The sequence below is a fragment of the Anaerotignum propionicum genome, assembly GCF_024461735.1.
Classification (GTDB): domain Bacteria; phylum Bacillota; class Clostridia; order Lachnospirales; family Anaerotignaceae; genus Chakrabartyella.
This window is the reverse complement of sequence record NZ_JANGAD010000001.1, coordinates 120,719-134,753: the sequence shown is the minus strand read 5'-3', so window position 1 is coordinate 134,753 and position 14,035 is coordinate 120,719. Positions and strand designations below refer to the sequence as shown.

Here is a 14,035-nt window from a genome sequence, read left to right as displayed (position 1 = left end):
TCACGAAAAAACAAAAAGTTCTCTCCCTGAGAAATGGTATACTGTATTATATCATAAAAATAATTATCAAAAATAAATGTATTTAAGCACATTGCATTAAATTTATGTGTATAATTTGTTCATCATAGACAAATCATTAGAAATATTGTATAAGAACCGATGGGTGGAAAAATTTGCTTTATTGCTTTAAATTGTGTATAATACAAGTGTTTGTTAATTGTTCCTGCAGATAGGAAAAAATAAAGGAGAAATCAGCGATGAAAGGACGAGATCTGGCTCTGTTAACTGACCTGTATGAATTAACTATGATGCAGGGTTATTTTACAACTGGAGCCTACAACAAAAAAGTAGTGTTCGATCTTTATTACAGAAAAAACCCAAGTGGAAATGGATACGCCGTAACCGCAGGTTTACAGCAGGTCATCGAGTATATCAATGGGCTGCGATTTACCAAAGATGATATTAACTATTTAACAAGTCTTAACTTGTTTACAGAGGATTTTATTGATTTTTTGAAAGACTTCCGCTTTTCTGGAGAGATTTATGCAATTCCCGAAGGAACGGTTGTTTTTCCTCATGAACCATTATTGCGTGTAAAAGCGCCTATTGTTGAAGCGCAACTTCTTGAAACTGCACTTTTGAATATTATAAATCATCAAAGCCTCATTGCTACCAAAGCTTCTCGTGTTGTTTGGGCTGCCCAAGGCGACCCTGTTATGGAGTTTGGCTTGCGCCGTGCCCAAGGGCCTGATGCCGGTGTTTTAGGTGCCAGAGCGGCAGTCATTGGCGGATGCTGTGGAACAAGTAATGTTTTAACAGGAAAATTGTTTGATGTACCCGTAAAGGGTACCCATGCCCATAGCTGGGTTATGAGCTTTCCCAATGAAATCACCGCATTCCGTGCATATGCAAAGCTATTTCCTGATAATTGCCTGCTGTTGGTAGACACTTATAATACCCTAAAAAGCGGTGTTCCCAATGCAATTAAAGTATTCCAGGAAATGAAAGCTGCAGGAATGCTGAAAGGTAAATATGGCATCCGATTGGACAGCGGAGACTTGGCATACCTCTCAAAATGTGCAAAAATCATGTTGGAAGAAGCAGGCTTTGGCGATGCAATCATCAGTGCTTCCAGCGATTTGGATGAAAACCTCATTGCAAGCTTGAAATCCCAAGGGGCAAAAATAAACCTTTGGGGCGTAGGAACGAAGCTCATCACCAGTGATGACTGCCCCGCTTTTGGTGGAGTGTACAAGCTGGCGGCTGAGGAAGACGATGATGGTACATTTGCACCCAAAATTAAGTTATCCAATAACCCTGGTAAGGTAACCAATCCCGGAATTAAAAAGGTATTCCGTTTTTATGATAAGAACACAGATAAAATCAAAGCTGATTTAATTGCCTTAGAACATGAAACCATAGATGAGAGTCAAGATATGGTCATTCGTGATAGTAATGCCAAATGGCGTAAAATGGAATTAGAAGCTGGTACTTTTTATGTAAAAGAACTTTTGGTACCAATTTTTATTGATGGAAAGCAAGTATATGAATCACCCCAAACCATGGACATTCAAGCATTTTGCAACAGAGAAAAGAAATCTCTTTGGGATGAGCATTTGCGCCTAAATAACCCTCACATTGTACCCGTAGATTTATCAGAAAAACTATCTCAATTAAAGAATCGTTTGATTGATGAAATGAGTACAACTTAATTATATTTTAAAAATTACGCCCTGCAAATTGCAGGGCGTTTCATTTTATGTATGCTGATTCTATTTTAAACTAAGCTCAAAAACATATCTTTTTTTGTATACTGCAAAATAAGCTTATTCATTTTTACCAAGCATAGAAAAAGGGATGACCGATGAGGGAATTGCATCATGTTCTCCTATATGCTTTTCAAACCAAACAATATCAACCCACTGTCCAAGTTTGTAACCACTCTGGGAAAAATGACCCACCTTGCAAAAACCCATTTTTTCATGGAACGCATTGCTGGGAGGATTGGGATAAGCAATACAAGAAATCATAGTCAAAACCCCTTGGGTTCTTAATGTCGCCTCCAGCGCAGAATAAAGCATAGAGCCAACACCGTAGCCACGAAAATCCTGTTTAATATAAATCGTTGTTTCTACTGACCAATCATATGCTGCACGTCCACGAAACGGAGCAGCATAACAATACCCTACGATTTCACCATCCACTAAAGCTACATAATAAGGGTATTTTTGCAGTATATTAACAATGCGGAAAGCAAATTCCTGCACCGTAGGAACTTCATACTCAAAAGTAACTGTCGTATCTGTAACATAAGGGGCATATATAGCCAAAATCCGTTCTGCATCTGATGCAGAAGCCAAGCGAAGAGTGATTTTTTTATCCATTTTTGTCATCCTTCCGTCGTTTTTTTGATTGTACACCCATATGAACCAATTGTCACCAAATTTTTATCGTCATCATTAAATTGAATAAAAATAATATAATTTCAAATAAAGCATTCAAAAAAATAAGGCGGTTCCTAAGAACCGCCCTTTTCATCCAAATCATTTACTTCAAAATCTCATTCAAAAAGCTCTCTGCTTCAAAGCTTGCATGAAGACCCAAATAATCAGAAATTGTCTGACCTAAATCAGCAAAGGATTTACGTACACCTAAATCCACACCCGATTTTACATTTTTTCCATATACCAGCAAAGGCACATACTCTCTGGAATGGTCTGTGCTGGGGGTTGTGGGGTCACATCCGTGGTCAGCAGTAATAAAGAGAATATCCTCCTCCTTCATTTGGGCAATAATCTCAGGCAGCTCGCTGTCAAAATACTCCAAAGCACCTGCATACCCTTCCACATCATTGCGATGGCCATAAATCATATCGGTATCCACCAAATTGGTAAAGAGAATTCCTTCAAACTCTTCTTTCGTATAGAAAATAGTCTTTTCAATACCCTCATTATTATTTGTGGTATGGTCAGCACGGGTAATGCCTCTGTGCTCAAAAATATCTTCGATTTTCCCAACGGCAGTCACATTAAGACCCTTTTCCTTGGCCAAATCCAAAAATGTAGTTCCTGTAGGAGGTAAAGAAAAGTCTCTTCTATTCTTTGTCCTTGTATAATTGCCTGCCTCTCCCACAAAGGGACGAGCAATGACACGGGCTACACCGTACTCACCCGTTAAGATTTCCCTAGCTTTTTGGCACATGTCATAAAGCTTTTCAACGGAAATCACTTCCTCATGTGCGGCAATTTGAAAAACACTGTCCGCAGAGGTATAAACAATAGGATAGCCTGTCTTTACATGCTCATCACCCAAATCCTGAATAATCTGCGTACCGGATGCCGCTATGTTCCCCAGTGTTTTTGTTCCGATGGCTTGCTCAAAGGCATCCATTACCTCTTTTGGGAAACCGGTTTTCGTAAAGGTCGGAAATGGCTTTGCTGTAATGATCCCCGCCATTTCCCAATGGCCTGTAGTGGTATCTTTACCAATGGATTTTTCAGCCATTTTACCAAATGCCCCTAGAGGCGCATCCGTTTTACCCAAAAGATGAATGTCCTCACCTTGAATATTGCCAAGCCCTAGGGCACTCATATTTTTCAATTCTGTTTGTGGGCGTACCTTCTTGATATTCACCAAGGTATTACTGCCAACATCGCCAAAATCCTTAGCATCAGGTAATTCACCAATTCCCACACTATCTAATACAACAATAATTGCTCTTTTCATAAGCATCGTCCTTTCCAAACTCAAATCGTTTTTAGTATCAATGGAGGCAGTGGTTGCCTTTGCATCCCGATTGTAATTGCCTGTTGTAAATATTTTGCTGCATTTTCACACTTTTCATCACTGGCTGCAAAAATCTCCGCCAAGGGCTCTCCAACCTTTACGCTATCACCCAAGCGTTTTTTCATAATAATCCCTGCACCAAAATCCAAAGGCTGCTCCTTATAGGCACGCCCTGCCCCTGTTTCTAAGGAGGCTCTTCCAATTAAAGCAGTATTCATATGATTTAGATAGCCTTCCTGCTGAGCAAAAACAGTGGCTTTACAGGCGGATAAAGGAAGTAAGGAATAATCCTCAATGATTGCAGGATTTCCACCCTGCTGTACCAAAAGCTCCCGAAACTTATCCAGTCCCATTCCATTTTTAATGTGATGCTGTAATAAATATTTCCCTTGATCTATGCTGTTTACACGCCCAGCCATCAGAATCATATAAGCCCCCAAAGTAAGGGAAACCTCTAGCAAATCACCGCCAACATTTCCTTTTAAAACTTCAATTGCTTCAATCACTTCCAAGCTGTTGCCAATATTCATCCCTAAAGGCTGATCCATGCCACTAATGACAGCAGTAACCTTTCGACCAACATGCCTTCCCATCTCAACCATAATGGAGGCAAGGGTCTCTGCCGATTCCAAGTCCTGCATAAAAGCGCCACTGCCACATTTCACGTCTAAAACAATGCCATCCGCCCCTGCGGCAATCTTTTTAGACATAATGCTTGCCGCAATCAAGGGAATGCTGTCTACCGTCCCCGTAACATCCCGCAGGGCATATAATTTTTTGTCTGCTGGGGTTAAATCGTCCGTTTGGCTCATTAATACGATATTACTTTCCTGTGCATAAGCAATTGCTTCTTTTTCACTCACGTTTACTTGAAAACCAGGGATAGATTCCAATTTATCTATTGTTCCTCCAGAAAATCCAAGACCTCTCCCGCTCATTTTTATCACAGGGACACCAACCGAGGCTACCAAAGGTGCCAAAATCAGCGTCGTCGTATCCGCAACGCCTCCTGTACTATGTTTATCCGCCTTAAAACCTTCTACTTGAGAAAAGTCAAACATCCCGCCGGATTGCGCCATCTCCATGGTCAGGCAGGCAGTCTCTTCTGCATCCATTTTTTTAAGGAACGCGGCCATCAAAAAAGCGGCTATTTGATAGTCAGGCAAGCTGCCATCTGTCACACCCTTTACAAAATATGAAATTTCTTCATTTGATAATCGACTGCCCTCTCTTTTTTTTATAATTATATCCACAATATTCATAAAAGCCCTCCTTTTAAATATGTTTCTATTTCAAAATGAACACCGCTTTAGAATTTGTTATATATAGTGGAAAAAAAATCTACCTTTTTAATGCCCTCATCAAAAACTATAGAATAATGGAATAAAAATAAGTCTTGCATCAAAATAACGTATAACTTCCAGTATTTTTAACGCAAAACCAAACAATTGTCCAAAATTAACCATGAGATTATTATACCACATCTTCAGAAAAAAATCATTAAAAGAAAAACCACTGGATATGTTTCATATACCAGTGGTTTCTATTTGTATCTAAGATTTTCAGCAATTATTTGCCCTCATTTAAAAGGTACGATTCAATAATTTCCGCCGCATCCTGCATACAACCCGGGCAGCTGCGCAAAACTACCCCAGTATCCATGCCTTTCAGGGTTCTGCATTCCAAAGATTGATTTTTATCAACAAATGCCTGAGTCATTGGCTTTAATGTGTTATAGCTGTTAACTTTACTCTTTGGGTTTTCTAAATTGACATCAGAAACCTTTAGCCCTACTAAATACGCCATGGCAGAAACAGCCCCGCAAGGCCCCATAATCCCCATGCCTCTACCAAAACACTCAACGGCACGAAAGGCGTCCTTCTCCTCCACACCAAACAAATCACAATAGGCACATGCTACAGCCTGTGAACAATTATAACCCTTGTGATGATTTTCCATCACTTTTTCAATTCTACTATCCATAAGATTCCTCCAAATTCCATATGTTTCATAAAATATTGCATTGGGAATTCAATCCCCACTCAACTTTCACAAAACTTTGTACATAATAAAATGAGTATTAAGATTAAGATTTCAGTATTCAAAAAAATAAGGGATACCCGATCATACGTAGGGTATCCCTTTAGGACTTAAAAAATTACAGGCTATTAACCAATTTTGTTAAAGAAGATTTTTTTCTAGCAACTGCATTCTTGTGATAGATGCCCTTCATATATGCTCTGTCAATTACAGAGGTAGCATTCTTCAAAGCTGCGGAAGCGATGTCTTTATCGCCTGCATTCACTGCTACGATTACTTTTTTCATAGCTGTTTTAACCTGAGATTTAATCATTTTATTTCTCAAAGTTTTTTTGCTGATTACTTTAATTCTTTTCTTAGCGGATTTAATATTTGCCACTGTGTTTTCCTCCTAGTTAAATCATTCATTTTCTGTGGTTTCCGATATTGGGGAATATCGCTTTTTATTACTACAATATTAACCACCTTTAAGGAGCTTCATCTCCTACGACACGGCTTGGGATATTTTATGTCTCAAATCCCTTGGTTAATTCAACACCATATATTCTACCCGATGAATGAAAATAAGTCAATGAATATATTTCAAATGGAGGGAAAAAATAAGGCAAAAAGCAGGAAGGACGGTGGGAAATTTGAAGGAAGTGGATGAAAAAAATACATTTCAAATCAGAACTGACTTAGCCATAGAGGCAAGAGAGCTAATTCAGGAGTCTCAAGAAAAAAAAGAAGACGAACCCAACGGCGTTAAAGTGGAAACCCAAGAAGGGGATTGCTATACTTTAACCAGGGTAAGTATTATAAATGACGCAGGCAGTAAAGCAATGGGGAAACCCAAAGGTGAATATATTACCATTGAATCTCAAAAATTAAAAGAAAATGCCGTTGATTGCCATGAAGAAATAATCAAGCTTTTGGCTGATCAGCTGCGTAAGCTGGCAAAAACCAAGGACGATGACTGTATCCTAGTTGCCGGACTTGGCAACTGGAACATTACTCCAGATGCCTTAGGGCCAAAGGTTATTTCCCGTATCTTGGTTACGCGTCATTTGCAGGGTGCCCTCCCTGTGGAAATTGAAGGAACGGTACGTCCCGTGGCGGCAATCAGCCCAGGTGTGATGGGGCTTACCGGCATCGAAACAGGAGAAATTATAAAGGGTTTGGTGGAAAAAGTAAAGCCCACCCTTCTAATTGCCATTGATGCCCTTGCCGCAAGACGTTCCAGCCGTATCAATGCAACCATACAAATGTCTGACACAGGTGTTGCGCCCGGTGCCGGCGTGGGTAATAAACGAATGATGTTAAGTCAAGAAACCTTGGGTATCCCTGTAATTGCCATTGGTGTGCCCACAGTTGTGGATGCCGCTACTTTGGTAAACGATACAATGGATCGTATTCTAGCCAGCATGATTCAACAAACAAAAAAAGGCACAGACTTCTACCGCATGCTGCAAGATTTGGAGGAAGAAGAAAAGTATACCATGATTACTGAAATTCTGGATCCTTATACAGAAAATATGTTTGTGACACCTAAAGAGGTGGATGCAGTTATTGACAGACTTTCTAATATCATTGCAAATGGTATTAATATAGCCCTTCACCCTGGCATTACCATGGAGGATATCAGTAAATATAGCTGATGCAAGACATAAACAAACTTTAAAAGCACCGCTGAAACACTCAAATTTATTTATTTCATTTTTTGCCGCAGTCTTGTTACTGCGGCTATTTTCTTTGAACAAAGTACAATGAATGTCTTCTCCCATTCACCAATTTCATACACCATGATTTTTTTCTTCCTAATTTATAATTACAAATATACCTTTCTCAATGAAAGATTTAGTATATGAAAAAAATTGCAGTAGAAAAACCAAAAGAAATCATTTCTTGACAACTCACTCCTTTTGTTATATATTCAACTTATTGAATATATAACAAAAGGAGTGTTATTGTGTCGTTAAAACATGGTCTGCTGGGACTTCTCAATTATTCCTCTATGACGGGATATGAACTGGATAAGGCATTTAAGGCTTCCCTCTCTTTTTTCTGGCAAGCAAAAACCAGCCAAATTTATCGGGAACTGGATGCTATGGAAACGAACGGTTGGCTGAGCAGCCAACGTATCATTCAAAGCGAAAAGCCAAACAAGCGGGTATATTCCATTACCGAAAGGGGAAAAAAGGAACTCGCAAACTGGTTATCTCTAGGGGAAACCCATATTGCCGATGCCATGCGGGTGAAAAGCGCTTTTTTGATGCGCATATTCTTTGCCGGAGAAACCACCACCCAACAGTCATTAGAATTGCTTGATAAATACCGGCAACATTGCTTAGAGGCTATGCAAGGCTTGGAAGAGGCTCACCTTGCAATCTCCCAATATGGAGAAATGGTTTGCGATGAAAGAAAATCAATGTACTGGGAAATCACACTGCTTTACGGAGAGTCCTACTATGAAGCCGGACTGCATTGGGCAGATAAAGCCATTGCAATTTTGGAAAAGGAGGCACAGAAATGAACGTTCTTGTTTTAAATGGTTCACCAAAAATAGAGCAAAGCAATACCATGTGCCTCACCCATGCTTTTTTAGATGGAGCCAGCTGGGCAGATGCAGAGATTATTGATGTGGCAAAAGCCCATATTAAAAGCTGTCTTGGTTGTTTTGCATGTTGGAATAAAACACCGGGAAAATGTGTTGTCTCCGATGATATGGAACAAATTCTTCCCAAAATCATTGCCGCCGATGTGATTATTTGGTCTTTTCCGTTATATTATTTTAGCATACCCGGTGGACTTAAAAATCTTATCGACCGACAGCTTCCTATGAATCTACCATTTATGGCAAAGGATAGTAAAAGCGGAGCACATCCCCAACGCTATGATTTGTCCCATCAAAAGTATCTTATTATTTCAACCTGCGGTTTTTGGACAACTGAACATAATTATGATTCTGTTCTTTCCATGTTTGACCATTTTCTGGGAGAAAACAACTATGCAACCATCCTTTGCGGACAAGGAGAATTGTTTCATATCCCTGAGCTAAAACGTCAAACAGACGACTATTTGGAAATAGTACGCCGTGCTGGAAGGGAGTATGCCACAGGAAGCATCCATTTACAAACACAATCAGCACTGGCAAAACCACTTTTTCCACAAGATGTATTTGAAAAAATGGCAGATGCCTCTTGGGGAATTGTAAAAGGTGAGAATGCTGAAATTCATCCAGATGAAAGTCTTTCCTTTACAACTCAGATGGCCGCCTTGTATAAACCCGATGGGAAAGAACGGGTTTTGGAGTTTCATTATACGGATATTGATAAAACCTATCAAATATTGTTATCCAAGCAAGGCTCCGAAGTCATCACCCATGGATTTCAGCCATATACCACAAAAATCGAAACACCTTTCTCCCTCTGGCAGGCCATCTCTCGTAATGAGATTTCAGGGCAAGATGCACTGTTTCAAAGACTTTATCAAGTCCATGGAGATTTTAGTCTTATGCTAAAATGGGATGATTTGTTTGGCATTTCTGTCCCCAAAGAACAAACAGCTTTGCCTAGCAAAACCAATATGTTGCTTCTCCTAGCACCATGGATTGTTATCTGGGCAGGTATGCCAATACATTCCATAATCGGCAGTAGCATAGCTGTTTTCATTGGAGCATTGATTCCAATATTCTGGCTGAAATACAAGCCTGTTATTTTTGAACAAATCAGCATTCCTATGGCTATAGGAATATCACTGGCAGGCTTATTAGGCTTAAATGTAAGATTTATCGTCTCTGCCAGCTACTTATTGTTTGGATTGTTGTGGCTGATTGGTTCCCTCACCAAAATTCCACTTACAGCCTATTATAGTGCCACCAATTATGGGGAAGAAAGTGCCTTTTCCAATCCCCTCTTCATCAGAACAAACCGCATATTAACTGCCGCATGGGGTGTAGTTTTTCTTCACTCAGCTGTCTGGGCCTATTTCTTGATGAATACTCCGCTCTCTCCATATATTGGTATAATCAATAATATCCTTCCTGCCCTCATGGGAATTTTTACAGCATGGTTCCAGCGGTGGTATCCGGCAAAGTACGCAAGAGGATAATAATAAGAATCTAAATTGTCAACAATCCTGTTATACCTGACCAAATTAAATGTATATTTATAAATTTCAACCTCCTAGCTCAAAGGTTAGGGGGTTCTATTTTTCAGAAGACTGCATCTTACACCTTATTATTTGTATCAGACTGGTTTGTAGTATCATCCCTAGGTTTCGAATAACTGAGCGCCTGCCTGCTATCGCAAACACCTTTTGTTGTTGGGTCAGTTACTACCCCAATCACAGCCAAAATTACACTAAACAATAAAAATGGATTGCCTAATACATTCTTTATTTCTTCCAAAACCAAAGCCCAACTGGTAAAATCCTCCGGTTTTGCTCCTATGGTTGACATAATTACCCCAAACAAACCAATCCAAAAATAGGGATTTTTAAAACGTACCTTCCAGTTTATCTTCATTTTCCACATCTCTCTTTTCTTAATTCATTATAATTTTAAATATTTTATCACCAATTCCCTTATACAGAAACAAGTCAATGAATATGGTAAAGGTACCGTAATGTGGTACTTTTTAAGGACATCGTCTATTTAATAATATATAATCATTTAAGTCGTAGTATTTCAAATAATTAAAATAGAGTAGGATAGGATTGAAAAAAGCAGTTCTTATCTCCATGAAAAAACCGCCTTTCTAAAAAGAAAAGCGGTTTCATGTCTTATTTGTTTTCCCTCCAGCTACCAAGTTTACGAAATCTTTCATATCTTTTTTCACTGATATTCGGAGAGTCTTTATAAATCTCTTTCAAATCACCCATAAGGGTGCTTTTCAATTCATGGCACATTTCTTCAAAACATACAAAATCTTCATATATAATACGCTCAGCAACGCCAAAGCGTTTCATATCCTCGGCAGTAATACAAAGGCATTTTGCCGCCTCTGCCGAAGCTTCTGGGGAAGATGCTCCCCATAAAATGCTGGCACAGCCTTCGGGAGAAATGACAGAGAACACTGCATTTTCCAACATATACAGCTTATTGGCAACAGAGAGCCCCAAAGCACCGCCACTACCACCTTCGCCGATAACAACGGTAATCACAGGTGTTGTTAAAGCCATCATCTCCATCAAATTATCTGCGATAGCCTGCCCCTGTCCCCGTTCTTCTGCTTCCTCACCGCAAAAGGCCCCTGCGGTATCAACCAAACAAATAATGGGTCTTTGAAACTTCTCAGCCTGCTTCATTAAGCGCAATGCCTTGCGATAGCCCTCGGGCATAGGACTGCCAAAATTGCACTGAATGCGTTCTTCCAGGTTTCTGCCTCGTTCAATACCAATAAAGGTAACAGGCATTTCTCCCAACATACCAATGCCGCCTACAATGGCATTGTCATCAGCATACTTTCTGTCTCCGTGAAGCTCTGTTCTATCTGTAAACATCTGCTCAATGTAAGCCCTCGCTGTAGGACGATCTTGGGCTCTTGCCGCCATCACTCTTTCATAAGGCGACAACGTATTGAATGAATACTTTTCAGCCTCTTGGTGAAACGAAGCATTTTCCAAGGCGGTGCTATGATCTTTCATTGCATGCTGATAGAGAAGTGTGGCAATTGTTTTCCTCATCTCAGTTCTAGGCACAATGGCATCCACAAACCCATGCTCCAACAAAAATTCCGCCTTTTGAAAACCATCGGGCAATTTTTTCTTAGTGGTCTGTTCAATAACCCTGCGTCCTGCAAAGCCAATGGTTGCATTCGGCTCAGAAAGGATAATGTCTCCAAGCATGGCAAAGCTGGCAGTCACCCCTCCTGTGGTAGGGTCGGTCAAAACGGTAATATATAAACCACCCCGCTTGCTGTGATAATCCACCGCTCCACTTACCTTTGCCATCTGCATCAAAGAGAGAATGCCTTCCTGCATTCTAGCACCACCGGAGCAAGTAAAGCCAACAACAGGCAGTTTCTCTGCCGCAGCATACTCAAACAGCCTTGCCAGCTTTTCCCCTACAACAGAGCCCATACTCCCCATCATAAATTGTGGCTCCATAACAAATAATGCACAAGGCTGACCCTTGAAGGAAGCACGGCCGCATAAAACTGCCTCATCCTCACCTGAACCCATCTTACCGCTTTCCATTTTCACGTCATAACCGGGAAAATCAAGGGGATCAACAGTAATAAGCTCCGTCAAAATCTCTTGAAAACTGCCTTTATCGCAAAGTGCCTTTACTCTGGTTCTTGCTCCAATGCGAAAGTGATGACCACATGAAGGGCACACCATTTTATTCTTGGCAACATTCCGTTTGGTATCAAAAGATTTACAAACGGGACAGCGCATTCTTTCATCCACAACAGGGGTAATGCCCCCTTCTTCTAAATTATTCTTCGATTTGCGGAATAAACCCACGATATCATGCAAATGAATCACTTCCCTTCCGCTAAGATTTCAGGCAAAATCAGGGTATCATATGCACCCCGCCAAAAGGTTTTGCTTCGTACCAGCTTTAACTGATCTTCTATATTTGTTTCAACGCCTTGAATGATCATTTCACACAAGGCAGCCTCCATTTTACGGATGGCATCCTCTCTGCTGTTTGCAAAAACAATCAGCTTACCAAGCATGGAATCATAAAAAGGCACAACCTCACATTCCTGAATTAAGGCAGTATCAAAGTGTACCCTTGCGCCACCGGGAATATGAAGAAAATCAATTTTTCCAGTAGACCTTGCATTAATACGGCATTCAATGGAATGCCCTTTTAAGTGAACATCCTCCTGCTTAAAATCCAAAGGGATTTGACAGGCAATGCGTATCTGCCATTTTACAATATCAACACCACTGATTTCCTCTGTGATAGGATGCTCAACCTGTAAACGTGTGTTCATTTCAATGAAATAAAACTCCCCATTGGGCGCCAACAAAAACTCCACCGTTCCTGCGTTGGTATAGTTTGCAGCCTTTGCCGCTTTGATTGCCGCCTCCATCATTTTAGAACGAATTTCCTGTGTCATGACAGGGCTGGGGGTTTCCTCCAACACCTTTTGCTTGTTCAACTGCAAAGAGCAATCTCTTTCTCCCAAGCATACCATATTTCCGAAGGTATCAGCTAAAATCTGCATTTCCACATGGCGCACATGGGTTAAATATTTTTCCAAAAAAACTTCTCCATTGCCAAAGGCACTTTTTGCCTCTGCCGATGCGGTGAGAAATGCATTTTCCAATTCTTCTCTGGAATTAACCACTCTTATCCCTTTACCGCCACCACCGGCCGTAGCCTTCACCAATAAAGGAAAGCCAATTTCTTCTGCCAAAGCTTTTGCTTCCGAAACATCCTTTAAAATTTCTGTTCCGGGAACAACAGGCACACCAATTTCCTTCATTAGCCTGCGGGCATTATCTTTGTCTCCCATGCTCTCCATTACTTGGCTTTTGGGTCCGATAAAAACAATATCATTTGCTTCGCAAAGGGCGGCAAACTCGGCATTTTCCGAAAGAAATCCATAACCGGGATGAATGGCGCCCGCGTTGCAGGCCAAAGCAGCACTAATGATATTTTTTTGATTTAAGTAGCTCTCCGTGGCACTTTTTCCACCAATACAAATTCTTTCATCTGCCAAAGCCACAGGCAGAGAATTGCGGTCTGCCTCGGAATACACCGCTACTGTCTCAATTCCCATTTCCTTGCAGGCACGAATGATACGCACTGCAATTTCTCCACGATTTGCCACGAGAATTTTTGTAAACATATACTCAAGTCTCCTTTATTAATGCAAACGAAAATTCTGCGCTTACACATGGTTTTCCGTTTACAAAGCCTTTTCCTTCGGCCCAGTAAAACACACCTTTATTTTTAATCAGTTTACACTGTGTTTCAATCACATCGCCGGGACGCACACTGTTTTTAAAGCGTACCTTATCAAGGCTGGTAAAAAAGGGTGTTGCCCCTGAATTTACCTCGGATAGAAGCACACAGGCAGACTGACCCAAAATTTCGCAAAGAATGACGCCGGGTACCACAGGTCTATCAGGAAAATGTCCCTGCAAAAACCATTCATCACCTGTAATGGCTTTTTTGCCATAAGCAACACCATCAGAAAGTTCTACCTCATCAATCAAAAGCATAGCATCTCTGTGAGGCAGAATCTTTTTAATTTCTTCTTGATTCATG

The 14,035-nt window shown here is 40.5% G+C and carries 13 protein-coding genes; 4 read left to right on the top strand and 9 right to left on the bottom strand.

Annotation, left to right across the window (positions count from 1 at the left end; translation table 11 throughout):
- Positions 1-257: 257 nt before the first annotated feature.
- Complete coding sequence (locus NE558_RS00770) at positions 258-1,712, top strand: nicotinate phosphoribosyltransferase (RefSeq protein ID WP_256148008.1); 1,455 nt, start codon at positions 258-260, stop codon at positions 1,710-1,712.
- A gap of 114 nt (positions 1,713-1,826) precedes the next feature.
- Here NE558_RS00770 and NE558_RS00765 read toward each other — a convergent pair whose 3' ends face one another.
- The 5 genes from NE558_RS00765 to rpsT all read right to left on the bottom strand — a co-directional run bounded on the left by NE558_RS00765 (position 1,827) and on the right by rpsT (position 6,205).
- Positions 1,827-2,384: a GNAT family N-acetyltransferase gene (locus NE558_RS00765; RefSeq protein ID WP_256148007.1), complete on the bottom strand. Its 558-nt coding sequence runs from the start codon at positions 2,382-2,384 to the stop codon at positions 1,827-1,829.
- Between the two features lie 163 nt (positions 2,385-2,547).
- Positions 2,548-3,726 (bottom strand): phosphopentomutase, encoded by a 1,179-nt coding sequence (locus tag NE558_RS00760; RefSeq protein ID WP_256148006.1) that lies wholly within the window; start codon positions 3,724-3,726, stop codon positions 2,548-2,550.
- Positions 3,727-3,746: 20 nt separating this feature from the next.
- Positions 3,747-5,048: a thymidine phosphorylase gene (locus NE558_RS00755; RefSeq protein ID WP_256148005.1), complete on the bottom strand. Its 1,302-nt coding sequence runs from the start codon at positions 5,046-5,048 to the stop codon at positions 3,747-3,749.
- Between the two features lie 307 nt (positions 5,049-5,355).
- Positions 5,356-5,769 carry a C-GCAxxG-C-C family protein gene (locus NE558_RS00750; RefSeq protein WP_256148004.1) on the bottom strand — a complete coding sequence of 138 codons (414 nt, stop codon included), beginning with the start codon at positions 5,767-5,769 and terminating at the stop codon, positions 5,356-5,358.
- Positions 5,770-5,944: 175 nt separating this feature from the next.
- Entirely contained in the window at positions 5,945-6,205 is a 261-nt protein-coding gene (gene rpsT / locus NE558_RS00745; protein WP_066047813.1) for a 30S ribosomal protein S20, read from the bottom strand.
- A 244-nt stretch (positions 6,206-6,449) separates the two neighbouring features.
- Between rpsT and gpr the strand changes: the two genes are divergently transcribed.
- The 3 genes from gpr (at position 6,450) to NE558_RS00730 (ending at position 9,915) form a co-directional block, all read left to right on the top strand.
- Positions 6,450-7,463 (top strand): GPR endopeptidase, encoded by a 1,014-nt coding sequence (gpr, locus tag NE558_RS00740; RefSeq protein WP_256148003.1) that lies wholly within the window; start codon positions 6,450-6,452, stop codon positions 7,461-7,463.
- Between the two features lie 311 nt (positions 7,464-7,774).
- Positions 7,775-8,338, top strand: coding sequence for a PadR family transcriptional regulator (locus tag NE558_RS00735; RefSeq protein ID WP_256148002.1), 564 nt, complete (start codon positions 7,775-7,777; stop codon positions 8,336-8,338).
- A complete protein-coding gene (locus tag NE558_RS00730) occupies positions 8,335-9,915 on the top strand; it encodes an NAD(P)H-dependent oxidoreductase (RefSeq protein WP_256148001.1) in 1,581 nt (526 codons plus the stop codon). The genes NE558_RS00735 and NE558_RS00730 overlap by 4 nt, the downstream gene beginning before the upstream one ends.
- Positions 9,916-10,033: 118 nt before the next feature.
- Here NE558_RS00730 and NE558_RS00725 read toward each other — a convergent pair whose 3' ends face one another.
- The 4 genes from NE558_RS00725 to fabZ all read right to left on the bottom strand — a co-directional run bounded on the left by NE558_RS00725 (position 10,034) and on the right by fabZ (position 14,034).
- Positions 10,034-10,330 carry a phage holin gene (locus tag NE558_RS00725; protein ID WP_256148000.1) on the bottom strand — a complete coding sequence of 99 codons (297 nt, stop codon included), beginning with the start codon at positions 10,328-10,330 and terminating at the stop codon, positions 10,034-10,036.
- 257 nt (positions 10,331-10,587) lie between these two features.
- Positions 10,588-12,285: an acetyl-CoA carboxylase, carboxyltransferase subunit beta gene (gene accD / locus NE558_RS00720; protein ID WP_256147999.1), complete on the bottom strand. Its 1,698-nt coding sequence runs from the start codon at positions 12,283-12,285 to the stop codon at positions 10,588-10,590.
- A gap of 5 nt (positions 12,286-12,290) precedes the next feature.
- The gene (locus NE558_RS00715; RefSeq protein ID WP_256147998.1) at positions 12,291-13,613 is read right to left on the bottom strand and encodes an acetyl-CoA carboxylase biotin carboxylase subunit; all 1,323 of its coding nucleotides are present in this window, start codon (positions 13,611-13,613) and stop codon (positions 12,291-12,293) included.
- 4 nt (positions 13,614-13,617) lie between these two features.
- Positions 13,618-14,034 carry a 3-hydroxyacyl-ACP dehydratase FabZ gene (gene fabZ, locus NE558_RS00710; RefSeq protein ID WP_256147997.1) on the bottom strand — a complete coding sequence of 139 codons (417 nt, stop codon included), beginning with the start codon at positions 14,032-14,034 and terminating at the stop codon, positions 13,618-13,620.
- Between the last annotated feature and the right edge of the window lies 1 nt (position 14,035).

Excerpts from the sequence above, each read along its gene's own strand:
- NE558_RS00770 (WP_256148008.1), top strand. The coding sequence starts at position 258 with ATGAAAGGACGAGATCTGGCTCTGTTAACTGACCTGTATGAATTAACT.
- NE558_RS00765 (WP_256148007.1), bottom strand. The coding sequence starts at position 2,384 with ATGGATAAAAAAATCACTCTTCGCTTGGCTTCTGCATCAGATGCAGAA.
- NE558_RS00760 (WP_256148006.1), bottom strand. The coding sequence starts at position 3,726 with ATGAAAAGAGCAATTATTGTTGTATTAGATAGTGTGGGAATTGGTGAA.
- NE558_RS00755 (WP_256148005.1), bottom strand. The coding sequence starts at position 5,048 with ATGAATATTGTGGATATAATTATAAAAAAAAGAGAGGGCAGTCGATTA.
- NE558_RS00750 (WP_256148004.1), bottom strand. The coding sequence starts at position 5,769 with ATGGATAGTAGAATTGAAAAAGTGATGGAAAATCATCACAAGGGTTAT.
- NE558_RS00730 (WP_256148001.1), top strand. The coding sequence starts at position 8,335 with ATGAACGTTCTTGTTTTAAATGGTTCACCAAAAATAGAGCAAAGCAAT.
- NE558_RS00725 (WP_256148000.1), bottom strand. The coding sequence starts at position 10,330 with ATGAAGATAAACTGGAAGGTACGTTTTAAAAATCCCTATTTTTGGATT.
- NE558_RS00715 (WP_256147998.1), bottom strand. The coding sequence starts at position 13,613 with ATGTTTACAAAAATTCTCGTGGCAAATCGTGGAGAAATTGCAGTGCGT.
- fabZ (WP_256147997.1), bottom strand. The coding sequence starts at position 14,034 with ATGAATCAAGAAGAAATTAAAAAGATTCTGCCTCACAGAGATGCTATG.